The sequence below is a fragment of the Lactobacillus sp. Sy-1 genome, assembly GCF_019303535.1.
Lineage (GTDB): Bacteria > Bacillota > Bacilli > Lactobacillales > Lactobacillaceae > Nicoliella.
On sequence record NZ_JACCIU010000002.1, the window covers coordinates 270,187 to 295,318 of the forward strand.

Consider the following 25,132-nt stretch of genomic DNA (forward strand, 5'->3'; position numbering starts at 1 on the left):
TAAGGGCGCTCACGCGCGTTACCACCTTAATTTATCAGGAAATGAAACTCTCCTGACCTCGACGTACGGTCAAATGAATCAACGATACGCTGGCATGATAACGGATGCTTCCGGTAGGACTTACTTAAGATTCAGTCTACTAACTAAAGAATGATAACTACTCATAATCTCAATACACTGTCTCACCACCCCAGTGCTCTCTGCAAAATTGATTAATTCGTTTTTTCTTATAATCGCTATTTATTTATCTGATTGGTTACAAGTATATACTCTAAAATTATAAAGTCAACACTTTTTGACATTTTATTTTAATATATTTTTAATTATGGGTTTCCAAATTTGAATGATGCTTGCCATATACGGCATAAACAGCCATTCCGATTGCAAACCAAACAACGAACCGAACCCAAGTTTCCCAGTTTAATCCTAAAATTAGTAGGATACAGAATGCGATTGAAATTAGTGGCACGTATGGCACGCCAGGAACCTTAAATCCTCTATGAATTTCTGGGTGCTTCTTTCTCATCCAAATAATTCCAGCAGATACTAGAATAAATGCGGCCAGGGTTCCGATATTAACCATTTCGGAAAGCACGTTTAAGTTAACTAAGCCAGCGACCAATGCGGTAACAATTCCAAAGAACCAAGTTCCCTTAACTGGGACTTGCCGTTTCTTATCCACGTCCCCAAAAAACTTAGGGAATAGTCCATCCCGTCCCATTGAGTAACTAATTCTAGTTTGCCCATATAGTGAGACGAGGGTAACAGTCGTCATTCCAAGAATTGCCCCAACACTTACGATTACGGATAACCAGGTTTGACCAGTTGATCTTAAAACGGCAATAACTGGATCATTTAGATAGTTAGCAAAAGCCGTGTACTTAACTACTCCAGTCATGATTAACGTCATAACAATGTAAAGAACGGTCGAGATAATTAGTGAGAACATAATCCCTCTTGGAAGGGTCTTACTAGGGTTAACTGTTTCCTCAGCACTTGATGAAACGGCATCAAACCCAATAAATGAGAAGAACACAATTGATGCCCCTGGAATAATACCGGAAGCAACACCATGGTTGAATGAGTACCAACCATAAGGAGCAAAAGGCTTCCAGTTATAACTCTTGATGGCCCAAAAGGTGGAAACAATGAATAAAAGGATGACCCCAATTTTTACGAAAACCATAATGTCATTGATTCGTTTAGTTTGGTTGATTCCACGGGAGATAATGAACGTTAGTACGATAATTAACAGGAATGCAGGTAAATTAAAATATGACGTTACTCCCGGAGTAGTTCCAGCGGCACTTGCTAACGAAGGTGGAATGTTAATTCCAAAACTATGTAGTAAGCTGGTTAAATATCCAGACCAACCAACTGCAACCGCTGAAGCCCCTAGTGCATATTCCAAAATTAAGTCCCAACCAATGATAAATGCGATGACTTCACCAAAAGCAAGGTATGAATAGGTATATGCTGACCCAGAGATCGGTGCAAATGAAGCAAATTCACCATAACAAAGTCCGGCAAATCCACAACAAATCGCTGCAATGATAAAAGAAACGATGATTGACGGTCCGGCCGTCAGAGAGGCTTTCCCGGTTAAGACAAAAATCCCGGTTCCAATAATTTCACCAATTCCTAGCAAAGTTAAGTCCATTGTTTTAAGACTACGCTTTAACGGGGAAGTATTTGCTGTTAAAGCAGATAAATCTTTCTTTCTAAAAATATCCATAACTTATTCACCCCAATTAATATTCATCCAAATTAAAATACAATTAAACTTTTTTAATTTTACTAATCATATTATCATTTTATTCATATGTCAAGGTTATATGTTATAAAAAATCACATATTGTCGTTATGAGTGCATATATATTAGCACGATTAGTTCATTTTTATGGGCGTTGATTACAACTCTTGTAATATAATGTATCATGTTATGACCTAAAATTATTCAATCTAAGGCATTGGTTGTTTTAGTTATTACAAATGTTACATATATTACAATAAGCTACGTCTAAAATAGTGATATAATGTTGTTTAAAGAGAGATGATTAATATGAATAAATGCAGACTCAAGTCCATAATATTGGTTGGTGCCATAGCGTTAATTGGCTTATTAGGCTTTGGTTTTACAAATGCGAATGCGGCTAGTTACGCTAATCGAACGTGGCACGGCCTCGATTATGATGATGCAAGAAATCCAACAGATGTGAAGCAAATTAAAATTATGATCGATAATGTTGCTAAGCATAAGGGAAACTATCTTAAGTTACATTTAACTGATGATACTGATTTTGCGATTGAAAATGAGACCATTGGTCAAACGGTTCAAAAGTATCCTAAGATGAAGGATGGCTTGTATTATAATTCCGATACTAAAAAGTTGTTCATGAGTAAAGCTCAACTAAGTGAATTGATTCAATACGGATTAAAGAAGAAAATCACGGTTATTCCTGAGATTGATGTTCCTTCCCATACCGTTGGTCTCCATAACGTTTTAAAGGTTACGAATCCGACGTTAGATAAGGAAGTATACGATACGGCGTACGAACAGCTTAGCTACGGGAAATCCGCTACCAAGAAGTTGGTAAAGGCAATTTTTCAAGAATACTTACCATTAATTCCAGCGGGCAGCCCAATTGGAACTGGTGGGGATGAATTATCGGTGGCTAGCGCCAAACATAAGCAGTCATTACTTAAATTCGATAATGAACTTGACGAAAGCCTCGACGGTCATCAAATGTGGATGTATAACGACAGCGCTCAAAAATTAACGTTTAAGGATCTTAATTTGGATATTGTAATTGAGTACTGGAGTCAAACTGGTGATCAGGACGTTAAGTCATACACGAAGGATAATTTAGCAAATAATGCATCAGCTTCAGAATTACTTAGTAACGGCTACAAGCTCGTTAACATTAATTCGTATTTCCTATACTTACTTCCAGAAAAGAGTTTTGTTACTGCTAAAAACTATAAATACTACCTTAAGGATTTAAATACGTACTTTGGTGAAAATATTTTCAATGAAAAATCATTCTATACTAAGGTAAAGGCATCTAAAAACATTATTGGATCCGCTTCTAGTATTTGGTACGATGATAAGCCTGAAATGACCCCTAAGGAGACCGTTAAGAAATTAATGCCGTGGGTTAATTCCTACTTAGATTGGGTTCATAAGGGTAAATTAACAGTTAAATAACCAAAATAAAAAGTAGTTAGCTCATTAATTTTGAACTAACTACTTTTTTGCTAATCGGTTAGCATTGCTGATTTAACTTCATTTGCAAACTGCTTTAAGTATTTTGGTGCATCGGTTTTGTATTTTTCAACGATCTTAACGAAGGCGCTTCCGATGATGACCCCGTCCGCAAATTCAGCCAATTGACGGGCTTGCTCTGGTTCATGGACCCCAAACCCAATCGCAACCGGAACCGTTGTATCGGCCTTAATTTGCTTTACAATGGAAGAAAGTTGATCCGAGAAATGATCCCGTTCGCCGGTTACCCCCAGTGATGAGACTAGGTAGACGAACCCGCTGGCGTCCTTTGCAATTGGTTTAATCCGGTCCCCTGAGTTTAATGTAATCAATGGCACGAGATCAATTTCATACTTAGTAGTATAAGGGGTCAACTCGCCCTTTTCTTCGTAGGGTAGGTCTGGGATGATTAATCCATCTACTCCATACTTTTTACAATCACGGCAGAATTCATCATAACCATACTGTAAAACGATGTTTAAATAGGTTAAAAAGACCAATGGAACGGCCGTTTTAGTTCTAATTTCCGCTACGGCGTCAAAAATGGCCTTCATTGGAAGGTCAAAGTCACGTAAAGCCCGTAAATCGGCCCGTTGAATGACTGGCCCGTCAGCAATTGGATCTGAAAATGGGACCCCAATTTCAACGACATCAGCGCCACCTTCTGCTAGTGCGACCACGTTATTCACCGTTGTTGCCATGTCTGGATCATTAGCGGTTACGAACCCCACTAGTTTATGCCGCCCGGTAAAGGCATCTGATAATTTACTCATTTAAATCCACTCCTCTGTATTTTGCGATTGAGGCAACGTCCTTGTCGCCACGTCCTGATAGGGTACATACAATAATTTGATCTTTGGCCATCTTAGGAGCCAGTTTTTGCACGTAGGCAACCGCATGACAACTTTCGATGGCGGCAATAATGCCCTCTTCTTTTGCGATGTATTCGAATGCATCGACAGCTTCATCATCGGTAATCCCAACGTAGCTAGCCCGGTGCTTAGCTGCTAATTCAGCATGTTCTGGCCCAACCCCAGGATAATCGAGACCGGCTGAAATCGAGTAGACGGGCTTAATTTGACCGGTGTCGTTTTGGAGAAATAATGACTTCATCCCATGAAAGACCCCTAAGCGCCCCTTTTCAATGGTGGCAGCCGTTAAGTCGGTATCAACACCCTTTCCAGCTGCTTCCACCCCAATTAATTTAACGTCCTTATCGTTAATGTAGTTGGCAAAACTACCGATGGCGTTGCTCCCACCACCGACACAGGCGATTACAGCATCAGGAAGCTTCCCCGTATCTTCTAGGATTTGTTCGCGGGATTCTTTACTAATAACGCTTTGGAAGTCTCTAACGATGGTTGGGTATGGATGGGGACCAGTTGCAGAACCCATAACGTAGAAAGTATCATCACTGCGCTTAGCAAATTCTTGAAGCGCTGCGTTAATGGCGTCCTTTAAAACCATTGATCCAGAGGTAACGGGGTGTACCTTGGCACCTAGTAATTCCATCCGATAAACGTTTAGCTTTTGCCGATCGGTATCTTCTTTCCCCATGTAAATTTCACATTCCATCCCGAATAATGCTGCGATGGTAGCGGTGGCCACCCCATGTTGACCAGCTCCGGTTTCCGCAATCAACCGTTTCTTACCCATCCGCTTGGCTAATAGGGCTTGGCCGATAACGTTATTGATCTTGTGAGCTCCGGTATGGTTCAAATCTTCACGCTTAAAGTAGATTTGGGCTCCCCCTAAGTCATCGGACATCCGCTGAGCATGGTAGAGCAATGATGGCCGGTTAGCGTATTTATTTAATAATGAGTGCAATTCCTCTTGGAATTCAGGATCGTTCTTAGCTTCTTCGTAGACCTTAGCCATTCGATTTAATTCGTTCATTAGTGTTTCTGGGACGTATTGGCCCCCGTATTCAGCAAATCGACCGTTTGATTTTGACATTTATGTTCACTCCTTAATTTTTATGCGCGGTGGTGATAATGGATTCAACCAACTGTGCATCTTTGGTTCCGTTTGTTTCGACCCCGCTACTAACGTCTAGGTAGTCGGGATGTAAGTTATTAATTGCTTCAATTGCGTTGGTGGGGGTTAACCCGCCAGCTACCATTAATGGTTGTTTGAAATTGAATTGGAGGCTTTGCCAATCCAGTGGCTTTCCAGAACCATTGCCGCTATCAACCATTACGTAGTCAGCAGCGGTTGCGGTAACCGGTTGCTTCGCTGGTTTGAAAACCTTGATCACTGGAATGCCAGAATCCATTAATTCCGTTACGGCTGATTCTGACTGTCCGCCGTGAAGTTGGGCTACTTGAATTATTTGAGCTTGGTAAAGCTGTTTAATCGTTTGAATGGGGGTGTCAACGAAGACCCCGACCGCCTTGATGTTAGGATCTAATTGGTTTCTGAGCTCTTTTGCCTTTTGGGCATCCACTTGGTGGCGGCCCTTAGCAAATACGAAACCAACTAAATCTGGTTGCAACTGGTTCATCATCTCAACTTCTGATAACTGAGTCACCCCACAGATTTTAATCTTAGTCACGAACTTCAACTCCCTGAGCTTCCTCAATAAATGCTGCTTTGTGATCGGACTTCATTAACGTTTCGCCAATCAAGACCCCGTTAACCCCGATCTCAGCTAGCTGTTTCACGTCATCAATGGTCTTAACCCCACTTTCAGCGATGAATGCCACTGACTTTGGCACTAGGGGACGGAGCTTGATGCTGTTTTCAAATGAAACGGTAAAGTTTTTCAAATTCCGGTTGTTGACCCCAACCATCTTAGCGCCCGCATCCAATGCGATTTGAATTTCCTTTTCGTCATGGGCTTCAACGATTGCCGCTAAGCCTAATTGATGGGCTAGGGCTAAGTATTCCTTTAGTTGGGCTGGGGTTAAAATGGCGACGATCAATAAAATGATGCGGGCCCCGGCAGCCTTAGCTTGGTAAATCATGTATGGATTAATCGTGAAATCTTTTCTTAATACGGGTGTGTCAACGTGGTCGGTAATTGTATCTAGATACTTGATACTCCCCTTGAAATAATCCGGTTCCGTCAGCACTGAAATGGCGGTAACCCCAGCTGCTGAATACTGTTCAGCAATTGAAAGGTATGGAAAATCTTCAACAATGATGCCCTTGGATGGCGAAGCCTTCTTAACTTCACCAATTACGTGAACCCCATCGTTTAAGAACCGGTCGTAAATGTCCTGTGCGTTTGTCTTTGGTTGATCGGCAGCTGCTGCTTTAACCGCTGCTAGTGGGGTTGCTGCCATTTCCTTGTTAATTCGTTTTTGAGTTGCACTTACTAAGTCATCTAAAATCATTTTAATTGCCTCCTAGTATGCCAAGAGCTTCCCTAATAGTAGTAAAGCCTTTCCGCTGTCAATTGCATCAGCGGCTAGTTTAATTCCTTCTGCGATTGAAACGTTTGGCCGGATGGTGTTGATTGCTAAACCGGAGTTCAAAAGAACGATGTCTCGTCTGGCGCCCTTTTCGCCGTCTAAAATGCGGTTAGTAATTGCAGCGTTTTCTTCTGGAGTGCCACCGACGATTTCTGATTTGCTGGCGCGTTTTAACCCGAATTGTTCCGGGGTAATGGTTTCAACGTCACTCAGTTTCCCAGCTTGTAAGCTGACTACCTTAGTAGGTGCTGAGATTGAAGCTTCATCTAAACCATCGGTTCCATAGATTACCTTTGCCTTAACCACCCCAAGTTTTTGCAACACGTGGGCTAATGGAAGGAGTAATGATTCATCATATACCCCTAAGAGTTGTGATTGGGCATGGGCGGGGTTTGCTAATGGCCCTAAAATATTAAAGAGGGTCCGAATCCCTAATTCCTTTCTAACTGGGGCAACGTACTTCATTGCCTGATGGTATTTTTGGGCAAATAGGAAGGTAAAGTTATCATCTGCAAGCATCTTTTGACTAGTGTCAGCATCTAAATTGATGTTGAAACCAATTGCTTGGAGCATGTCGGCAGCCCCACTCTTGGATGAAGCGGCCCGGTTACCATGTTTAACCACTGGAATTCCTAGGCTAGCTAACACGATACTAGTGGTCGTCGAAATGTTAAATGAATTGGAATGGTCACCACCAGTTCCTACGATGTCGATTGCATCGTGTTCCTCTTCAAATTCAGCGGCATGGGCTCTCATTGAATGCGCAGCCCCGGCAATTTCTTCAACCGTTTCTTTTTTAACTGATAATCCAGTTAATAAGGAAGCAATCTTAATCGAACTAGCTTCACCATCCATAATTTCGTCCATTACTTGAACCATTTCATCATAAGTTAAATCTTCGTTATTGGTAACTTTTTCAATTGCAGCATCGATCATTTTTATCACTCCGTTTTGGTTAAATTAGTTGTTTGCTGTTTGCGTTTGTCATTGCAAGGAAGTTATTGAAAATTTGGTGGGCGACCGTTTGATCCGTCATGATGGATTCGGGATGGTATTCAACTCCGTAAACATGGTTTACATCGTCGGCCACCGCTTGAACGGTGCCATCGTCAGCCATTCCGGTAACCTTTAAATTATCTGGAACGGTGTTGGGATTAATTACTAATGAGTGGTAACGACCAATCGTAAATTGCGCTGGGCAGTTATTAAATAGTTCGCTATCGTTAGTCTTTAACATGGTATCGGTCTTCCCATGCATTATGTGCGGAGCCTTAACAACGTGGGCGCCGTACACTTCACCAATGGCTTGGTGCCCTAAGCACACCCCTAAGACTGGGAAGCGACCAATGGCAGCCTTTAATACTTGGTTCATATTCCCAGCATCTTCGGGCCGCCCTGGTCCGGGGGAAAGCACGATTCCGGTTAATCCTGGTTGATCCAGATCTGATTCACTGACCTGATCATTTTTCACGACTTTGATTTTTTGGTCGGTCAAGTTGCCGATTTCTTGGAATAGGTTATAGGTAAAGCTGTCGTAGTTATCAATTAGTAAGATCATATTGGTTTTCCTCCTGTGCTTGTTCTGCTTTGATTGCATCTAACATTAAGCGGCTTTTATTGCCGAATTCATGAAATTCTTGGTTAGCATCACTATCTGCAACGATTCCGGCTCCTGAGTGGATCACTAGGTGGTCGCCCTTCTTATACCCCAGTCGAATTCCGATGCAAAGATCTAGATCACCGTTGAAATCAATGTAGCCGATTCCGCCGCCGTAGATGCCGCGCTTGCGTTGTTCTAGTTTAGCAATGATTTTCATTGCTGATTCCTTGGGTGCTCCTGAGAGGGTACCCGCTGGCAGAACTGCGCTAACGATGTCAACGGGTGTGAATTCTTTGTTGGCAACACTTTTGATTTTGGATCCGAGATGCATTACGTTGCTAAAACGAAGGAGTTCACGAAGCTTGGTAACGTGAACGCTACCGAATTCACTGACCCGCCCTAAGTCGTTTCTGCCGAGGTCAACTAGCATGTTGTGTTCCGCTAGTTCCTTGGGACTGTGGGTTAACTCTGCTGCGAATTTTTCATCTTCAACTTGATCATGCCCCCGGCGTCTGGTTCCAGCTAGTGGGTAACTGAATAAATGCGCATTGCTTTTACTGATTAGGGTTTCGGGGGATGCCCCGACGGATTGGAAATCGTTATTAGCGAAGTAGAAATGATATGGTGATTTAACATCTTCGAACAACGTTTTACCAACGTTGATTAATGAACCCTGTGCGCTTGCTTGATATGGGTTCGAAAGGATTAATTGAAAAATGTCACCTAATTCAATGTGGTGTTTAGTTTGGGCAACCCGTTCATCAAATTGGGCTAGGTTGAATTGATTTTTGAATTTACCGTTAATTTTCAATCCAGGAAGTTTTGGCTTCTGCTGACTGAGGATGGTGATAACCTCGTTAAGTCTATCTTCTAATCGTTGGATAGTAGCCTCATATTCGGTATTTAGATGCTCACTGGCAATCAACTGGCTTGCGGTTAATTGATGGTTCTGCCGATCGTATGTCAACGTAATGTCTGGGATCATCAGTTCCAAGTCGGCTAAATCTAAGTCATCTGGAGTGTCTGTTAGCCGATTGTTCTGATCGTATTTAGCAAAGTCATAACCGAAGTAGCCGATTAATCCGGTACTGAACGGAGGTAATGATAATTTAGGAACTTGATACTTATGAATTAGTTGATTTAAAAACGTGATTGGGGAAGTGGTTTGTTCAGTTGTTTGACCACTTTGGTCGGTGGTTTGAACGTTTCCGTTACGAGCGGTGATAACTTGAAGGGGCTTGATCACTACTGCTGTATAGCGAGAATCTTGATATTCAAACATCATACTGTGGTTAGCATCTGGTTCATCGTGATTGATGATTTGGAATGGATCAAATTGATTTAGTTGAACTGAGGCACTAACGGGAAGGTAGTTGTAATCATGGCTCAATTGCTTTAATTCAGATTTAATATTCAAATTGGTTCACCTCGTTAAAAAATTGCATTAAAAAAATCCGCCCATAACAACGCAACTAATGCTTTGTTAAGGACGGATTCTTTTTATCCGCGGTGCCACCTTAATTAGACTGGTCTAATTATTACCTAGGACACCAAATAATGGTCCTAAATAATAATTAAATCAATCCCTCCTTAGCGAGATACGTGTTCATATCCCCGGCAACTGACGTATGCCTGACGTTTCTCCGTACTCAACTTGCGTTTTTCGGAAGAACCCTCCGTGGTCCATTTAACTGCCTGCGTTCGGTCGCATTCCCATCATCGGCGACTCTCTTTACGTGCACAACAATCTTGATCTCCACATCGTTGGTTTTTGTAATAGACGAATTATTTAATTGGTTATTATACTATTCTCAATTATCTTAAAAGTCAATGATAAAATTAATTTTATTTCTAATTTGTTCAAAATATCCAAAAAAATAAAATTAAAAATGGTCTTATATTACAGATGCTAAAATAAATAAACGGAGGGCAAATCAGTGATTTGCCCTCCGTTTATTTATTTTATGTTCTTTATTTTGGTAAATGGTTAACAGCATATTTCGCTTGTTCTTGTGTAAATTGTTCTCCAGAACTTGAAGTTAATTGGTCCATAATAGCGGCTGTTGACATATGTTGATCTCTTTGGTAACTTTTGGCACTTTTCAAAGCAACTTCATTCCAGTTAATATGATAATCGCTATTAAGATGTTTAATTGCATAATCAGCATCTTCTTTGCTAAATTTATCTCCGTAACTAGAAGTTAATTGATCATATACTCCCTTTTCAGACATATTCTGAATATCTACGTATTCTTTAGCACTTTCTAAAGCGTTTCTCTGATTATTAGTTGCGTTGTTGTTTGTACCGCTTGAATTATTATTTTTTGAACTTGTATTGGATGAGCTAGATGAATTTTTATTATCACTACCAGTTCCACTTAAAAATCCAAAAATAAAGAAAACTGCAATTACAATAATTAACCAAATCCACCAAACCTTATACCAAGGTTTTTGATTCTTTTTATTTTCCATTGCTACTACCGTTTGCTGGTTTTTGTAAGAATAAAAATACAGTTGCAACTATCAGTAATACTATACTTGGAAACGCAAGCGATAGTGTAAATCCTGATAATGCACAACCGATTAATCCAAGTACCGGCCCCACAATTGAAATACCATTTTGACGACTCTTATACAGCGCAATTACGTGTATGATAACACCGATCCATTGAACAATATAGAAGAAAGCCCCACTTGCATCTGCACCATTACTACTGCTAAAAGCAGCAGCAAAAATGACGAACCAAGAAGTAAGTAATAGAACTGCATCGATAATATCAAATATCCCTGTCCAAACATTTATCTTTAATTTCAAAAAGATAACCTCCTAAATTATTTATAAAGCATTATTAATTTTACTATAAGTTTAATATAATTGGAACTTATTTTTATATTATAAGTATTATATTAGACTGATTTAATATAATTATTTTTAGTCGTGTAAGATGTTTAAATCTATATTTAACTTGATTTGCTTGCTTTTAATTTAATTTTTTATTTTTATATGTTGTATACCATTAGTGAAATAGTGCTTTTCTATTAAATAGATTGAATGTTAAATTTGAAATTAAGACTTAAATTAAAAAAAGATTAAAAACACCATTGATTTTTAATTTAGATTATGGTTTAATTAAGACATTCAAACGAGAAGGGAATTGTTATTTATGAAGAATCAAATGATTAATAATAATAGTTATTATTATGGCTTCTATTACTTTAAGTAGTGCGTTCGTACATATGATGCGGACGTACACATGCGTTCGCATCTAAGTAGTAAAGTCATTGATTTTGATTTTAGCTAGTTAGATGTGAGAGTTCATCTAGCTAGTGGTTCATAATAATACGATTGCTTTAGACGAAGTCAAAGTAGGTATTAAGCCAGCTAGGTGAATTAATTCATCCAGCTGGCTTTTTATTTTGAAAGGAAGTTATTAATTATGAGTAATATTGATGGTCACACAATTTTAATTGGTTTAATGGCATACCCAATTCGCCACTCTATGTCCCCTACTATGCACAACGCTGCTTTTGAAAAGTTGAATTTAAACTACGCCTACCTGGCGTTCGATATTGATTCTGACCGCTTGGAAGCTGGGGTCAACGCACTCCGGACGCTGGACATGCGGGGCACGAACGTTTCAATGCCTAACAAACAACGAATTATCAAGTACCTAGACAAATTAGACGTTTCAGCAGAAATGAACCAAGCCGTTAACACGGTCGTGAACGATAACGGCGTCTTGACTGGCTACACCACTGACGGCGTTGGCTTCACAACTGATCTTAAGAAGAAGGGCCATCCCGTTGCCGGTAAGAAAATGGTCTTAGCAGGTGCCGGTGGTGCCGGAACCCCAATTGCGATCCAATCAGCAATGGAGGGTTTAAGTGAAGTAAAGATTTTTAATCGAGCTGACACGAACCTCGATAATGCGAAACGGGTAGCTAAGATCATCAACGAACGGACCGACTGTAAAGCTAGTGTTGAAGCACTCGAAAACCAAGCTGCATTCAAATCCGCAATTGCCGAAGCAGATATCTACTGTGATGCAACTGGAGTGGGGATGAAGCCCCTGGAAGATGTGAGCTTAGTGAACGACCCGAATTGGTTCCACAAGGACCTCGTCGTATTCGACACTGTTTACTCCCCTCGCGAAACAAAGTTAATGAAGATTGCTAAGTCAGCAGGCCTTAAGCACGTTTACAACGGGCTAGGGATGATGATCGAACAGGGAGCAGCCGCATTTAAGCTCTGGACTGGTGAAGACATGCCAATTGACGTTGTTGAAGAAGCAATTGCTAAAAAGGATGGGCATGCGAATGAAAAAGATTAACGTAGGTTCAACCACCCTGAGCGATCAGCACCCTAGCGTTGCGGTTCCAATCACCGGAACGGATGAGGCTGAGATTAGTCAGCAGCTGCAGTTGATCAAGGCTGAAAGCGTTGATTTGATTGAGTTTCGGATTGACTATTTAACCGACTTTACCGCAGCTGCCCTGCAAAACGGAAAGCAACAAATTCAAGCTCGCTTTCCAGCCGTTCCAATAATTGCTACGATTCGAACACAATCTGAGGGCGGTAAGTTTGACGACCACCATGACGACTACCTAGCCGCTTTGAAGCAGGTTATCAACGTTGGCTTTTCACTCTTAGACGTTGAAATTAGTCGCCCCGGGGTCGCTGACGTCATTACCATTGCACACCAACACCACCAATTAGTAATTGGTAGTTTTCATAACTTCACCCAGACGCCAGCTGATCAAACCCTGCTAGCAACATGGCAAAAGATGGAAACGCTCGGTTGTGACGTTGCAAAAATGGCGGTAATGCCAAATATTAACGACGACGTATTGAGGTTTATGCAAGTTTCCAATCAGGCTAACCAAACCCTTAAAGTTCCAATCATCAGCATGGCAATGGGGAAACTTGGCATTGTCACTCGCATTAGCGGTCCGCTGACCGGTTCAGTAATTACCTTTGGCAGCATTACTAATGAAGCTCAATCAGCACCGGGCCAAATTACAAGTCCGCAACTAGCAGCGATTATCAACATCGTTGCACCACAATAAGGAGGAACGCAAAATGAATCGAATTCGACTAAAAACGGGGTTATTCCTAAACTACTTAGTGCACGGGTTTGCATTGATCATCCTAACCCAAAACCTATTGCCCCTCGCTCATAATTGGGGGAGCAGCTTAGCAGTTGCATCATTCGCCCTTTCCGGAATTGGAATCGGCCGTTTGATTGCATACTTAATCATGGGGTTCGTCTCCGATCGCTTCGGTCGGAAGACCACCCTAATGATTGGAATGACCACGTACCTAATCTTCTTTGTAGTTTCCCCCTTAAACCATTCATTAGCGATTGCATACTTAATGTCAATCATTGCCGGAATTGCTAATTCAGCTTTGGATTCCGCAACTTACCCCCTCTTTTCCGAATTGGAAGGGAACAGCAGTTCCAACAGTATCCTATTGAAGGCGTTCATCTCAGTCGGTGAATTTATTCTGCCAATCATCGTTCTCTTCTTAAAGGGGCGCGACCTTTGGTTCGGAATTTCCTTCTGGATCCCAGCAGTTGTGTTACTATTAAACGTAGCTAATGTTGCAAGTTGTAAACTCCCCAAGCGAAGTCAGGCTGTTGATCAAGTGGTTGATCGAGCCATGCGGATTTCTAAGGTCGGCAAGGGATTACTTACCTTCGCCCTTTTCATCTACGGCTTTACTTCCATGGCAGTTATGATTTGGTTCACCCAATGGATTACCATTTTTGCCAACAAAATTGGGTTCAACGACGTTACCGCCCACCTCTTATTATCACTGTACAGTATTGGTTCCATTACCGGAGTATTAACTTCCTTCGTGATTTTAAAACGGTTCAATGTTCAAAGACCCCTTTTCTTGATTTTGAACTTGGTTTCATTAGTTTCAATCGCAGTGGTTAGCTTCAGTCAAACGCCATTACTTTCAGCAGTTGCTTCCTTTACGTTTGGCCTTAGTGCTGCTGGAGGACTAATGCAATTAGCGTTAAGTCAACTACTTAGCATCTTCCCTAAGCATAAGGGAATCTACACTGGAATCTTCTTTATGTTCGGAAGTATTGCCTCGTTCTCAATTCCGATTATCACCGGATTCTTGATTCGTTTCGGCGAACAAAACATCCTAATGGGTGACATCGTAATTGCGTTCATTGGTTTATTAGCAGCAATCATCACGTTCTTGGTGAAGCCATCAAAGGAGAATCAACTAGAGGCCGCTCGTTCTGAAATCAACGCCATTGATGCTCAATTAGTAGCACTCTTAGAACAACGTTTCTCAGCGGTTAAGGAAGTTCAAGCGTTCAAGGAAGAACACCAACTACCAACTGAAGATGCTGATCGGGAGTCAGCCGTGTTGGAAAAGATTAAGCAACTAACCCGAAACAAGGATTTAGTGCACTACAACCAAAACATTATTCAAAACATCATGAATAATTCAAAACAATACCAAACTAAACTCAATCAAAATAAATCGTAAAGGATGATTAAACTATGTACTACTTAACAGCAGGAGAATCGCACGGACCAGAATTAAGCGGCATTATTGAAGGAATTCCAGCCGGCTTAAAATTAGATGTTGATCAGATCAACGCTGACCTAGCCGCTCGGCAAGGTGGCTATGGCCGGGGCAATCGTCAAAAGATTGAACATGACCAAGTAATTATCACTGGTGGGGTTCGGCACGGAATTACCTTAGGCTCCCCCATTGCCTTGACCGTTAAGAACCGTGACCATGCCCACTGGTCTGAAATTATGAACCCAACGTCGGAAGAAACGCCCCAAAACACGTTGCGTCAAGTCACTCGCCCTCGCCCTGGCCATGCTGATTTAGTCGGGGGGATGAAGTATAACCACCGGGACTTAAGAAACGTCCTTGAACGCTCATCCGCTCGGGAAACTGCAATGCGGGTTGCGATTGGGAGCGTTTGTAAGCAATTGTTGAATCAACTCGGCATTCAAATCATTGGCTACGTTGAAGCCATTGGTGGAATCAATGCTGATAAGGAGCAACCAACTGATGTTGCTACCATTAAAAAAGCAATCACCAGCAATGATTTACGGGTAATGGATGAAAGTGCAGTGCAACCCATCCATGAATTGATTGACGAAACGAAGCGGAACGGGGATACCCTTGGGGGCGTGATTAGAGTGGTTGCCCAAAACGTTCCAGCTGGATTGGGTAGTTACATTAGTTGGGATACTAAGTTAGACGCTAAATTAGCTGCTGCCGTTATGGGTGTTAACGCCATGAAGGGAGTCGAAATTGGTGATGGCTTTAAGGATGCCGAACATCATGGAAGCCAAGTAATGGACGAAATCGACTGGGATGCGGACCATGGATTTTCTAGAAATTCAGATCATCTTGGTGGGTTTGAAGGTGGAATGACTAACGGAATGCCTGTAATCGTTAAGGCTGCGATGAAGCCAATTCCAACCCTTTACAGACCACTGCAAAGTGCCGACATTAACAGTAAGGAAGTTAAAAAGGCGAACGTAGAACGTTCTGACACTACGGCAATCGTGCCCGCTTCGATCGTAATTGAAAGCGTGGTTTCCATTGAACTAGCCAAAGCAGTTACGGATACGTTTGATGGTAGTAACATGGCCCGCTTGAAGAAACAACTTGCCGACTACCGTGCCGAAATTAAAAACTTCTAAGGAGGTTCCCACAATGCAAACAAACAGCCGTTTATCAGGAACAATTAGCGTTCCTGGCGACAAAAGTATTTCCCACCGTAGTATTATTTTAGGTGCCCTTAGTAACGGGACCACTAAGATTACTAACTTCTTGCGTTCTGCTGACTGTATTTCAACAATGGGGGTTTTTCGGAATCTGGGGGTTCAAATTGATGATACGCCAGCCGAAATTACGGTGCATGGGGTTGGAATTAAGGGCCTTCAAGCCCCTAAGGTTGATTTGGATATGGGAAACTCTGGAACATCGACCAGATTGATCAGCGGGGTTTTAGCTGGACAACCGTTTGTGAGTCGGGTTATGGGGGATGCGTCCCTTTCGAAGCGCCCAATGAAGCGAATCATCACCCCCCTTTCTGAAATGGGCAGTGAAATTGATGCGGTTGAAAACCACCTTCCAATGACAATTCATGGTACTCAGTTGCACGGGATTCAATATGAGATGCCGGTTGCTAGTGCGCAGGTAAAAAGCGCCATTATCTTGGCGGCCTTACAAGCAGACGGTGATACAACCATCATTGAACCGGTGAAATCACGTGATCATACGGAAAATATGCTGGAGCGGTTTAGTCCCGATAGTATTGAAAAGCATGACCACCAAATCGTCATTCACCCCCACCACGAATTAGCTGGACAGGCAGTGCACGTGCCTGGCGATATTTCATCAGCCGCCTTTTTCTTGGTTGCGGCTGCAATTGTCCCCGGTTCAGAAGTAACAATTCAAAACGTTGGAATTAACCCCACCAGAACGGGAATCCTGAACGTGCTCAAGCGTGCTGGAGCGTCAATTACGGAGACGAACCGGACAACGGGGGTGGAAGCCAGTGCCGATTTAGCGGTTAAGGCTACCGAACTAAAACCATTTACGGTAACTGGACATGAAATTCCCGGATTGGTTGACGAAGTGCCCCTTTTAGCCCTTCTGGCAGCGCGAGCCAACGGCGTTAGCAAGATTACCGGAGCAGAAGAACTCCGCTTTAAGGAATCCGACCGAATTAGCGTAATCGTAACTGAATTTAAGAAGTTGGGAATTGCAATTGAAGAACTTCCCGATGGATTTATAATTGATGGGAGTAAGCCTTGGCATCTAAATGATGCTAAGCTAAATAGCCATAAGGACCATCGAATTGCAATGACCCTTAAAATTGCTTCATTATTGGTTGACCAACCAGTTACGATTAAGGATTTTGATTCAATCAAGATTTCCTACCCGACCTTTAATGATGACTTAGCTAAACTAAGGAGCTGATAAGAATGCCGTCTGTGTTTATTAACGGGTTAGGATTAATCGGCAGCTCCATCGCCCGGTTAATCAAAGTAGGCCACCCTGATGTAACCATCATTGGCAACGATGCTAATCCAAAGAATGCTGAATACCTATTAGAACATCAAATTATTGATCGCCAAGTCCCCTTTAATCAGGCTAGTAAACAAGCAGATGTAATCATCCTTGCGACCCCAGTCAATATCATTGTCGAAAGCTTAAAGCAGCTTGGCAGTTTAGATTTAAAACCGAACACATTTGTAACTGACGTGGGAAGTAGTAAGCAGAAGATTCTCTCAGCAGCTAACCAATTCGTAAAGGATGGTGGGCATTTCATTGGTGGCCATCCAATGGCTGGTTCACACCTAACTGGCAGTGAAAACGGGAGTGATAAACTGCTTGCTAACCACACTTACTTTCTAGCGAATTTAAACGCTAGTGATGACCAAGTTAAGTTGCTTAAGGAGCTACTATCAGCTGGGAATTTCAACTTTCAGGCGGTTAGTTCGGAGCAACACGACCGAATTGTGAGCGCAATCAGTTACCTGCCCCACGTGGTGGCGTTTAGTTTGATTAACACCGTGGGACCGGAGCTAACTGAACTGGGGGTGGACCCCAGTGTGCCCGCCGGTGGACTACTGGATACGACCCGGGTTGCAATGAGTGATCCCAACGTATGGACTTCGATTCTAAGCAGCAGTAGTGAAGATGTGGTAGAGCAAATCGAACAATTTGAGGTTCAACTTCAACAAATGAAGGCAGCAATTCTTAATAACGATAAACAAACGGTAAAACTGCAAATTGAATCTGCCAAGCATGATCGGCAGGAAATGGAGGATGCAAAATGAAAGTCATTTTAATTGGGTTCATGGGCAGTGGCAAAAGTACGATTGCGGAAGTGCTTAGTGAACAACTAGCGATTGAACACCACGACTTAGATTTATTAATTGAAAATCGTTCGGGGCTTAAAATTCCAGAATACTTTGATCAATTTGGTGAAGCGAAGTTTCGTGAATTTGAACACCAAACGCTAATTGATGCATTGGAAATGGATGGAATTGTGTCAACTGGTGGTGGGACTCCGGTTCAAGATGCTAACTTTGCGTTATTGCTAGACCACCCTACTCCAACTGTATTTTTAAATGCTTCTGATGATACCGTTATCAAACGGTTGGTAAGTGATGGCATCCAGTCGCGCCCCCTTTTCCAACAATTAGGTGAGGAAGGCCTATTGGATCTAAAGCATTCAAGACAGAATCGGTATGAACAATTAGCTGACATTACAATTGACGTTAATGATAAAACGCCAGATAAAATTGTGGCAGAGATTATTGAAAAATTAAATCAGGGAACGAATAAGGAACGAGCTTATTGATATTTTATTCTTTTTATTATTTTATTTAAGTTAAAGTAGCGTTCAACATGTACATGAAGCGACTCAGGGTTTCCAATCCCAGCAAATGGGATTCTAGCAATATTATTGATTAGTTTATTTCGCTGTTTTAAGTCCGGCTTACTATTTTTTTGAATCCATAAATAATCTTCATAGCCACTGTCAGTAAAGCATTTAATCCTTATCAGATAATTCTCTTCTCATAAATTGGCCACTTTCGACCTGTTTCTTTCCCTTTTCCAACCACTTTAAATTATCAGGATTTCCAAGAACATATTGATTTTCTAGCATGTTATTATATTTAGTTTCAGAAATTAAGACTGCGTTTTTACTTCCCTTTCTTGTCACTATAATCGGCTCAAAATTTTCAGTAGCCTTATCCATGTACATTTTCAATTGCTTTCTAAAGTTTGAGTATGTTGTTGCTTCCATTATTATCACCACTTTTTCTTTATATTATGTATCCTATATTTTATAAAAAATAGCTTGTAATAGTTTTATATAAACCAATTTTATCATTATTGTAACATCTTACGTACCAATCAATATTAACGATTACCTCTTCGATATAGGTATTAATGTAGGAATGACCTTTCAATGGATAATAATTCTCTATATTTAATCTATTTAATAATTTCTTGAACTAATCACTTATGTAAGGAATATCTGTATCAATATGAAGTTTAACATTATATTTATAATTGGTAACAGAAACATCAAAAAAAGAGAGAAATGAGCTGTTAAATAGTTCATTTCTCTCTTTTGATAGTTTTACGAATTAGTTATCTTATGAATCAATTGCTAGTTAAAACGTAACTACGATTTTACCCGTTGCATGTCCGGATTCGCTTTCTGCAAACGCCTTTTTAACATTATCCAAGTTAAAAGCATATTGCTTTGAAATTACTACCTTAACTTTATTATCAGCAATTTGTTCTGCGATTGCTCCTAATTGATCAGGCTTAACTTCAGTTTGAATGAAGGAACCGCTAATTGATAGATTCTTACAAGTGTCTGGGTCAGGAACCCCACTGGTAGAAACAATTGCACCACCAGCATTAACCAATGAGTAGCTGGAACCCAACGTCTTTCCACCAATCAAATCTAGAATCTTATTGAATTTATCGACGCCCTTAAATGCATTTGCATCGTGATAATCAATCACTTCATTGACGCCCAAGTTCTTCAGAAATTCATTGTGGCTAGGACTAGCATTTACAGTTACATTAGCACCAGCATTTTTGGCAAATTGAATTGCAAACATTCCAACTGCTCCGGCGCCACCTTGGATTAGTAACCGTTCGCCAGATTGAAGGTCAAGTTTATCAAATAATGCTTGGTAAGCAATTAACCCTGCTACTGGAATCGTGGCGCCATCTTCAAATGATGCCGTATCGGGAAGAGCAGCGGTTAACCCTTCTTCCGTCACCGTTTCTTCTTGAAGCGTTCCCTTGTACGTATTAACGAATGAAACCACTCGATCACCAGGTTTGAACTTAGTAATAGCTGAACCAACTGATTTAACCACCCCAGTTACATCAATTCCTGGCGTAACTGGGAATTGTAACGGCATCATCTTTTTCATGTAACCCATCATCAACTTCCAATCCATAATTAAAATATCATGGTTAGGATCATTAAATAATAATTTTAAATTTTTAGTTGTCTTAGCTAGTGGGTAATCATATCCCATTAATTGGAATTTAAAAAAGTGAATTCTGTGCTCATCATCAACTTTAGTTTTTCTGATCATAAATGTTTTTTAACTTTTTAATCGTTATACCCACGAATAAAGCTAACAATCTCAAAAGTTTTACCATGAGATATAATTTTAATTATTTCAAAAATCATTTTAGTACATTTTCTGAAACGTTTTACAGTTTTAAAATCATTTATGGCCTGCATCTTTCCCCTTTCATAGTCAGAAATATTTTTTGTATCCCTATTATGATTAGCGTAAGATCCATCCTTTGGATGCATTTAAAGCCCACAGAATTAAACATTAGTGTCCTCTTCTCTGTGGGCTTTTTTATGATTAGTTGTGATGAATTTCTTCTTTTATAAGGTGTGTTGTACTTGGTTATAATCGTTTATTAAATAATTGGAATCGAAATTATTTAAACATTATAAGTGAGCTTTTTTTCTTCTTAATGTATTTTTTGCTAGCGAGTATCCTTTTACAAAATCATAAATTTCTATTGCTCTGTTATTGAATAGCATATTAATTAAATAAATTAGTTTTACAGGGTAGTGCTTAAATTTGTTACGAATTTTATAATCATTTAATGCTTGATTATATCCTAATTGGAAATCTTTACTTTGACGGCGAAACTTGTTGTAGTTCACCCATTGGGGGATTCCGCCAGAAGAATTATAATTCTCATAATTTTTCTTTGCAAAATCATAGTTTCCGTTTTCATAATTTTTTTGACAAAGTCATGTAAATTCATACATTTTTTGACAAAGTCATGTAATTTCATACATACATCTCCTTAAGCAACACACATTTATATTCATATTTACCATTTTGGTAATCTAGTTTAATTTTGTCATGAATTAATTTAAGATTAATCATCTAAATCCCTCGTTTTAATCATTTTTCGATTATTAGACAGTTTCAAGGCTAAAATAATTATAAATGGAAATGATGTAACCATCATACTTACAAAGAATGCTATCATATCAGCACTATTTATAGCAGTAGCATCTGATAAGTTTGAAATAATATTATAGGTATAATAACCTGGAAATAATTTTTGAGCTAAAGTTATCAAATCGACAAATGATCCAGTTGTAAAATGATTAAATGGAATTATCAAAAAAGCCATCAAAATCATAAGTGGAAAGCCAATGGCATCTAGTGTTTTATTTCTAACTAAAATCCCTAGAGCAAAACCAATCAAGCTTAGATAAATTCCGACCGCATTACTCAATAATATCAGAATTAATATTGTCCAATTGAGTGTCGTAACATGGAGAAATATACCCACAATAAAGAGTATGATACTAATCATAAGGTTTAAAATTAGCTGGGTTAATAAAGAATCAGCTAACCAATTCCAAACTGTATAATGTGTAATTTTAAATTGGAGTAAATAGTATTCTCTAGAGCTATTAATTCTTTTGCTAAAGGTAACCAATGAATTGCCAGAAATTCCTATTAAACAACAAGTAGCAAATATAATATATTTATAGCTAACTTCGGAACCAAAATAATTATGGGTTCCAGTATCGAAGAGCATCATGCTAAGAGCAATCAACCAACAATTGGGAATTAAAATTGTGAAAAAGATAAACCTTTTATTTCTGAGGACTGTTTTAATCTGCAATAATTTAATCATGTCTTTCTCCTAATCATTAAAGTGACGATACCACTGCTCAATCGTTTGGTTATGGCTGTGGATAGTATCAACTGATACATTTTGATCAATTCTACCATTTTTTAATAGAACAACACGTGAAAAGAATTTATCAATTTGGTTAAAATCATGGGTTATGGTAACGATGCTTCCACTAACATGGTCTAAATAGTTCCAAAAGAAATCAATTGTTTCTAAATCCATCCCAACAGTTGGTTCATCCAGTAATAATAATTTAGATGGTCTAAGTAAGCTTAACAATAAGGACAGACGTCTTTTTTGACCACCAGACAAATCACTAACATTGGTGTTTACATAATTCACCAAATTAAATTTCTTAATCATATCTTGAATAAAAGTCTTCGATGTAATTTTATTAATGGCTGCAGTTAATTTGATCTGCTCGATTAATTTGAAACCATCAATCAAAACATTATCCTGAGGCATAACATTTAATGAATTTAAATTATTGATATGATTTTCAACCCTACCACTGTCTGCTTTCATTAAACCAATGATGATTTTAAATAATGTTGATTTACCGGCACCATTGCTTCCCAATAATGCAATTCGGTCGCGACTATATATTTCTAAGTCAATCCCTTTTAAGACCGGTTGATCGAATGATTTTCTAATCTGATTTAGTTTAATAACTAAATTATCAGCATTATTCGTACCAAATACTAAATAGTCTAAATCAACATTGAACGTTTCTGATAAATTAATTAGATTTTCAATACTGGGATCAGAATCACCATTTTCCCATTTTGAAATCGATTGTCTTGACACATATAGTTTATTTGCCAATGAACTTTGCGATAGTTTCTTTTGCCTTCTCAGTGTAATTAGTTGATGGCTAAAAACATTCTTCATAAGTACGCCTCCAGTAATTTTATTTAATTTAATTATCAGTATTGGTTTAATAATTGTAAATATAATTCAATCAAAATGACGCTCTATATACTAACATAGCCTGCACCCTATGGTTGCATCGTTGATATATAAACGTTTTAGAAGGATAAAAGCATATGCCAATTCTAAAAATATTTGGATAATCACTCTATTTTTAACCCAATTATATTTGTGCTTCTCATATGATAATATGAACGATTTTATATTTTATCCTAGAACCTGTTTTAATCAAATCAATATTAAACTAATAAGCTTAGATATAATAAAAACATTTTTAATATCTAGGTTAATAATTTATAAATTTAGTCCATGTCCTTTACATCTAAGCAGATGATTTAGTGGATTTTTTATCTATTTAAAGTATTATTAAGTGAAAAAATACCAAATGAGTGTACTTAGTACAAAAGCTAAATTGATGATATAATTTAATCATCATATTAAATACTTAGGAGTATACTTATGAATTTAAAATACGGACTTGATGCACCGCTAGTGCCGATATTGTACATTATTTTTGGAATTATGATTACTGCTTTAAACTTCAAATCATTGGGAATAATCTTTGGGTTATTAATGATTATCGCTGGGATTATTTTTATCCACACTTCATTAAGAGGAAAATTTATAATATGGAATAGATTGATAGGTAATCTAAATATTGAGCCAAATGATAAAGCATTGGACTTAGGATGCGGGCATGGAGCCGTTCTAATTAAAATTGCTGAACATTTGGGTAATGATGGTTCAATCGATGGTGTTGACCTTTGGAAAAATAGAGATCAATCAAATAATAGTAAAATGGCAACTCAAAAGAATATTATCAATAGTAAAGTCAGGTGCCATACCAAACTATTAACAGCAGACGTTGTTAAATTACCATTTGAAGATAATCAATATAATTTAGTAACGGCTAGCTTACTATTTCATAATATTAAACCAAAATCCGAAAGAGAGCGTGCATTAGATGAAGCTTGTCGAGTTCTTAAACCCAATGGCACTTTAATCATCATGGATCTTGGTATTTTAATGAACGAATACGTTAGTGTATTAAAAAAGAACAACTTAAAAATTGATTTTGCTAAAAGGGTCGGTTTTAATGGCTGGTGGACAGGTCCTTGGATGGGATCGTATGTAATTAAGGCTTATAAATAAAATTAAAACAATTACATTGGTTAATTAGATTTAATATTAGTGTACTTAAAACTGACTTAAAAATAATGTAATTACAAAAAGAGAGTAGTTCAACTCTAAGAACTGCCCTCTTTTTGTAATTACATTACATATTTCTTCTCAATAAATCTAATCCAAATAAGATAATTATGATTATCAAAATAGAGATTAATAAGATTAATATACCATTTTGATAAGTTAAGTTAAGATTTGAAATTCCTGCCCCTAATCTGTTTGTAACAATATTAAGTCCGTTAAAGAAGGAAAATGGTATGAATTGTGATTTTTGACTAAATGGTTTAAAAAAGTATATGCTAATTATAGGACCAAATGTTGCAATAATAAGGATAAACAAAGAATTTATCTTATCTTTGGCTAAAATGACAATCAAGTATATAAACATTACCATAAAGATAATAAATAGGAACTGAATAATAACTAATGGAGTTAAAATTTGACCGATGTTAACATAATCGCCTCGTTCTACATCTATTAAATTTGATGAAATTGGATAATTTAAGTTCCCAAATCCGTTACCAAATAATCCCAGAATTAATGATGTTATTATTGGTAATATAATTACTGATAGATAGACTAATAACCCAAATCCAATGCTTACTATGCTGGTTTTAATTTTATTAAGTGGTAATAAATTGACAAGGTCCAAGCGATCAACATAACTAGTAGCGTATACATTTACTAGAATAAAAATTATTGATAGTAATATTATTCCCATCATATAATCATCGCCAATCCTTTGAAATAGAGTGACTGAAGTAGTAGGTTTATCGGTTGATTCGTATTTTAATCGATAGTGTTTCAGGTAAGATAATAAATAGTTATCATTAACTAATTTATCTGAAAGAGTGCTCGATTGATTTTTCTTAATGAGCTGGACATTTTGGTTAATAAGTTTTTCATAACTAGTTTGCACATTTTGTTGATATCCAACTTGATTTAAATTATTCTGCATTGAATCGTTCCCAACATTTAGGCCAGTAAAAAAATTAATAACTAGCAAA

The 25,132-nt window shown here is 38.8% G+C and carries 25 protein-coding genes; 9 read left to right on the plus strand and 16 right to left on the minus strand.

Annotation, left to right across the window (positions count from 1 at the left end; genetic code table 11):
- Window positions 1–319: 319 nt before the first annotated feature.
- Window positions 320–1,735, minus strand: a complete 1,416-nt coding sequence (locus tag HZL42_RS08065; RefSeq protein ID WP_219283149.1) for an amino acid permease — start codon at window positions 1,733–1,735, stop codon at window positions 320–322.
- 327 nt (window positions 1,736–2,062) lie between these two features.
- Between HZL42_RS08065 and HZL42_RS08070 the strand changes: the two genes are divergently transcribed.
- Window positions 2,063–3,208 carry a family 20 glycosylhydrolase gene (locus HZL42_RS08070; RefSeq protein ID WP_219283150.1) on the plus strand — a complete coding sequence of 382 codons (1,146 nt, stop codon included), beginning with the start codon at window positions 2,063–2,065 and terminating at the stop codon, window positions 3,206–3,208.
- A 50-nt stretch (window positions 3,209–3,258) separates the two neighbouring features.
- On the opposite strand, the gene trpA is transcribed toward HZL42_RS08070, so the two are convergent.
- The 9 genes from trpA to HZL42_RS08115 form a co-directional block, all read right to left on the minus strand.
- Window positions 3,259–4,038, minus strand: coding sequence for a tryptophan synthase subunit alpha (gene trpA, locus HZL42_RS08075; protein ID WP_219283151.1), 780 nt, complete (start codon window positions 4,036–4,038; stop codon window positions 3,259–3,261).
- Window positions 4,031–5,221: a tryptophan synthase subunit beta gene (gene trpB, locus HZL42_RS08080; RefSeq protein ID WP_219283152.1), complete on the minus strand. Its 1,191-nt coding sequence runs from the start codon at window positions 5,219–5,221 to the stop codon at window positions 4,031–4,033. The genes trpA and trpB overlap by 8 nt, the downstream gene beginning before the upstream one ends.
- Before the next feature lie 13 nt (window positions 5,222–5,234).
- Window positions 5,235–5,819 (minus strand): phosphoribosylanthranilate isomerase, encoded by a 585-nt coding sequence (locus tag HZL42_RS08085; protein WP_219283153.1) that lies wholly within the window; start codon window positions 5,817–5,819, stop codon window positions 5,235–5,237.
- On the minus strand, window positions 5,812–6,603 hold the full coding sequence (trpC, locus tag HZL42_RS08090; RefSeq protein ID WP_219283154.1) for an indole-3-glycerol phosphate synthase TrpC: 792 nt from the start codon (window positions 6,601–6,603) through the stop codon (window positions 5,812–5,814). The genes HZL42_RS08085 and trpC overlap by 8 nt, the downstream gene beginning before the upstream one ends.
- Window positions 6,604–6,615: 12 nt before the next feature.
- Window positions 6,616–7,617, minus strand: a complete 1,002-nt coding sequence (gene trpD / locus HZL42_RS08095; protein ID WP_219283155.1) for an anthranilate phosphoribosyltransferase — start codon at window positions 7,615–7,617, stop codon at window positions 6,616–6,618.
- A 19-nt stretch (window positions 7,618–7,636) separates the two neighbouring features.
- The gene (locus tag HZL42_RS08100) at window positions 7,637–8,239 is read right to left on the minus strand and encodes an aminodeoxychorismate/anthranilate synthase component II (RefSeq protein ID WP_219283156.1); all 603 of its coding nucleotides are present in this window, start codon (window positions 8,237–8,239) and stop codon (window positions 7,637–7,639) included.
- Window positions 8,223–9,698 (minus strand): anthranilate synthase component I family protein, encoded by a 1,476-nt coding sequence (locus HZL42_RS08105; protein WP_219283157.1) that lies wholly within the window; start codon window positions 9,696–9,698, stop codon window positions 8,223–8,225. Before HZL42_RS08105 ends, HZL42_RS08100 begins: the two co-directional genes overlap by 17 nt.
- Window positions 9,699–10,252: 554 nt before the next feature.
- Entirely contained in the window at window positions 10,253–10,753 is a 501-nt protein-coding gene (locus tag HZL42_RS08110; RefSeq protein ID WP_219283158.1) for an Ltp family lipoprotein, read from the minus strand.
- Window positions 10,743–11,096, minus strand: coding sequence for a transporter (locus HZL42_RS08115; protein ID WP_219283159.1), 354 nt, complete (start codon window positions 11,094–11,096; stop codon window positions 10,743–10,745). Before HZL42_RS08115 ends, HZL42_RS08110 begins: the two co-directional genes overlap by 11 nt.
- Before the next feature lie 622 nt (window positions 11,097–11,718).
- Between HZL42_RS08115 and HZL42_RS08120 the strand changes: the two genes are divergently transcribed.
- Genes HZL42_RS08120 through HZL42_RS08150 form a run of 7 tightly spaced genes read left to right on the plus strand, consistent with a single transcriptional unit; the run spans window position 11,719 to window position 18,651 of the window.
- A complete protein-coding gene (locus HZL42_RS08120; protein WP_219283160.1) occupies window positions 11,719–12,612 on the plus strand; it encodes a shikimate dehydrogenase in 894 nt (297 codons plus the stop codon).
- Window positions 12,599–13,348, plus strand: coding sequence for a type I 3-dehydroquinate dehydratase (aroD, locus tag HZL42_RS08125; protein WP_219283161.1), 750 nt, complete (start codon window positions 12,599–12,601; stop codon window positions 13,346–13,348). The genes HZL42_RS08120 and aroD overlap by 14 nt, the downstream gene beginning before the upstream one ends.
- Window positions 13,349–13,361: 13 nt before the next feature.
- Window positions 13,362–14,795 (plus strand): MFS transporter, encoded by a 1,434-nt coding sequence (locus HZL42_RS08130; RefSeq protein ID WP_219283162.1) that lies wholly within the window; start codon window positions 13,362–13,364, stop codon window positions 14,793–14,795.
- A 14-nt stretch (window positions 14,796–14,809) separates the two neighbouring features.
- On the plus strand, window positions 14,810–15,976 hold the full coding sequence (gene aroC, locus HZL42_RS08135) for a chorismate synthase (RefSeq protein WP_219283163.1): 1,167 nt from the start codon (window positions 14,810–14,812) through the stop codon (window positions 15,974–15,976).
- 13 nt (window positions 15,977–15,989) lie between these two features.
- The gene (aroA, locus tag HZL42_RS08140; protein WP_219283164.1) at window positions 15,990–17,261 is read left to right on the plus strand and encodes a 3-phosphoshikimate 1-carboxyvinyltransferase; all 1,272 of its coding nucleotides are present in this window, start codon (window positions 15,990–15,992) and stop codon (window positions 17,259–17,261) included.
- A 5-nt stretch (window positions 17,262–17,266) separates the two neighbouring features.
- Entirely contained in the window at window positions 17,267–18,124 is an 858-nt protein-coding gene (locus tag HZL42_RS08145) for a prephenate dehydrogenase/arogenate dehydrogenase family protein (protein WP_219283165.1), read from the plus strand.
- Window positions 18,121–18,651, plus strand: coding sequence for a shikimate kinase (locus HZL42_RS08150; protein ID WP_219283166.1), 531 nt, complete (start codon window positions 18,121–18,123; stop codon window positions 18,649–18,651). The genes HZL42_RS08145 and HZL42_RS08150 overlap by 4 nt, the downstream gene beginning before the upstream one ends.
- Here HZL42_RS08150 and HZL42_RS09095 read toward each other — a convergent pair.
- The 5 genes from HZL42_RS09095 to HZL42_RS08175 all read right to left on the minus strand — a co-directional run bounded on the left by HZL42_RS09095 (window position 18,645) and on the right by HZL42_RS08175 (window position 22,901).
- Window positions 18,645–18,857, minus strand: a complete 213-nt coding sequence (locus tag HZL42_RS09095; protein ID WP_219283313.1) for a type II toxin-antitoxin system YoeB family toxin — start codon at window positions 18,855–18,857, stop codon at window positions 18,645–18,647. The genes HZL42_RS08150 and HZL42_RS09095 overlap by 7 nt on opposite strands.
- A complete protein-coding gene (locus HZL42_RS08160) occupies window positions 18,844–19,101 on the minus strand; it encodes a type II toxin-antitoxin system Phd/YefM family antitoxin (protein ID WP_219283167.1) in 258 nt (85 codons plus the stop codon). Before HZL42_RS08160 ends, HZL42_RS09095 begins: the two co-directional genes overlap by 14 nt.
- Window positions 19,102–19,474: 373 nt before the next feature.
- The gene (locus HZL42_RS08165) at window positions 19,475–20,362 is read right to left on the minus strand and encodes an NADP-dependent oxidoreductase (RefSeq protein WP_219283168.1); all 888 of its coding nucleotides are present in this window, start codon (window positions 20,360–20,362) and stop codon (window positions 19,475–19,477) included.
- Between the two features lie 874 nt (window positions 20,363–21,236).
- Window positions 21,237–22,010, minus strand: coding sequence for a hypothetical protein (locus HZL42_RS08170; RefSeq protein WP_219283169.1), 774 nt, complete (start codon window positions 22,008–22,010; stop codon window positions 21,237–21,239).
- A 9-nt stretch (window positions 22,011–22,019) separates the two neighbouring features.
- Window positions 22,020–22,901 carry an XRE family transcriptional regulator gene (locus HZL42_RS08175; protein ID WP_219283170.1) on the minus strand — a complete coding sequence of 294 codons (882 nt, stop codon included), beginning with the start codon at window positions 22,899–22,901 and terminating at the stop codon, window positions 22,020–22,022.
- A gap of 498 nt (window positions 22,902–23,399) precedes the next feature.
- Here HZL42_RS08175 and HZL42_RS08180 point away from each other — a divergent pair, with 498 nt between their 5' ends.
- Window positions 23,400–24,092, plus strand: coding sequence for a class I SAM-dependent methyltransferase (locus tag HZL42_RS08180; protein ID WP_255552616.1), 693 nt, complete (start codon window positions 23,400–23,402; stop codon window positions 24,090–24,092).
- A 124-nt stretch (window positions 24,093–24,216) separates the two neighbouring features.
- Here the strand turns inward: HZL42_RS08180 and HZL42_RS08185 are convergent, their stop codons facing one another.
- On the minus strand, window positions 24,217–25,083 hold the full coding sequence (locus tag HZL42_RS08185; protein WP_219283171.1) for a hypothetical protein: 867 nt from the start codon (window positions 25,081–25,083) through the stop codon (window positions 24,217–24,219).
- Window positions 25,084–25,132: the final 49 nt, after the last annotated feature.

Excerpts from the sequence above, each read along its gene's own strand:
- HZL42_RS08065 (WP_219283149.1), bottom strand. The coding sequence starts at position 1,735 with ATGGATATTTTTAGAAAGAAAGATTTATCTGCTTTAACAGCAAATACT.
- HZL42_RS08070 (WP_219283150.1), top strand. The coding sequence starts at position 2,063 with ATGAATAAATGCAGACTCAAGTCCATAATATTGGTTGGTGCCATAGCG.
- trpA (WP_219283151.1), bottom strand. The coding sequence starts at position 4,038 with ATGAGTAAATTATCAGATGCCTTTACCGGGCGGCATAAACTAGTGGGG.
- trpB (WP_219283152.1), bottom strand. The coding sequence starts at position 5,221 with ATGTCAAAATCAAACGGTCGATTTGCTGAATACGGGGGCCAATACGTC.
- trpC (WP_219283154.1), bottom strand. The coding sequence starts at position 6,603 with ATGATTTTAGATGACTTAGTAAGTGCAACTCAAAAACGAATTAACAAG.
- trpD (WP_219283155.1), bottom strand. The coding sequence starts at position 7,617 with ATGATCGATGCTGCAATTGAAAAAGTTACCAATAACGAAGATTTAACT.
- HZL42_RS08100 (WP_219283156.1), bottom strand. The coding sequence starts at position 8,239 with ATGATCTTACTAATTGATAACTACGACAGCTTTACCTATAACCTATTC.
- HZL42_RS08110 (WP_219283158.1), bottom strand. The coding sequence starts at position 10,753 with ATGGAAAATAAAAAGAATCAAAAACCTTGGTATAAGGTTTGGTGGATT.
- HZL42_RS08120 (WP_219283160.1), top strand. The coding sequence starts at position 11,719 with ATGAGTAATATTGATGGTCACACAATTTTAATTGGTTTAATGGCATAC.
- aroD (WP_219283161.1), top strand. The coding sequence starts at position 12,599 with ATGAAAAAGATTAACGTAGGTTCAACCACCCTGAGCGATCAGCACCCT.
- HZL42_RS08130 (WP_219283162.1), top strand. The coding sequence starts at position 13,362 with ATGAATCGAATTCGACTAAAAACGGGGTTATTCCTAAACTACTTAGTG.
- aroC (WP_219283163.1), top strand. The coding sequence starts at position 14,810 with ATGTACTACTTAACAGCAGGAGAATCGCACGGACCAGAATTAAGCGGC.
- aroA (WP_219283164.1), top strand. The coding sequence starts at position 15,990 with ATGCAAACAAACAGCCGTTTATCAGGAACAATTAGCGTTCCTGGCGAC.
- HZL42_RS08145 (WP_219283165.1), top strand. The coding sequence starts at position 17,267 with ATGCCGTCTGTGTTTATTAACGGGTTAGGATTAATCGGCAGCTCCATC.
- HZL42_RS08150 (WP_219283166.1), top strand. The coding sequence starts at position 18,121 with ATGAAAGTCATTTTAATTGGGTTCATGGGCAGTGGCAAAAGTACGATT.
- HZL42_RS08160 (WP_219283167.1), bottom strand. The coding sequence starts at position 19,101 with ATGGAAGCAACAACATACTCAAACTTTAGAAAGCAATTGAAAATGTAC.
- HZL42_RS08165 (WP_219283168.1), bottom strand. The coding sequence starts at position 20,362 with ATGGGATATGATTACCCACTAGCTAAGACAACTAAAAATTTAAAATTA.
- HZL42_RS08170 (WP_219283169.1), bottom strand. The coding sequence starts at position 22,010 with ATGATTAAATTATTGCAGATTAAAACAGTCCTCAGAAATAAAAGGTTT.
- HZL42_RS08175 (WP_219283170.1), bottom strand. The coding sequence starts at position 22,901 with ATGAAGAATGTTTTTAGCCATCAACTAATTACACTGAGAAGGCAAAAG.
- HZL42_RS08180 (WP_255552616.1), top strand. The coding sequence starts at position 23,400 with ATGAATTTAAAATACGGACTTGATGCACCGCTAGTGCCGATATTGTAC.
- HZL42_RS08185 (WP_219283171.1), bottom strand. The coding sequence starts at position 25,083 with ATGCAGAATAATTTAAATCAAGTTGGATATCAACAAAATGTGCAAACT.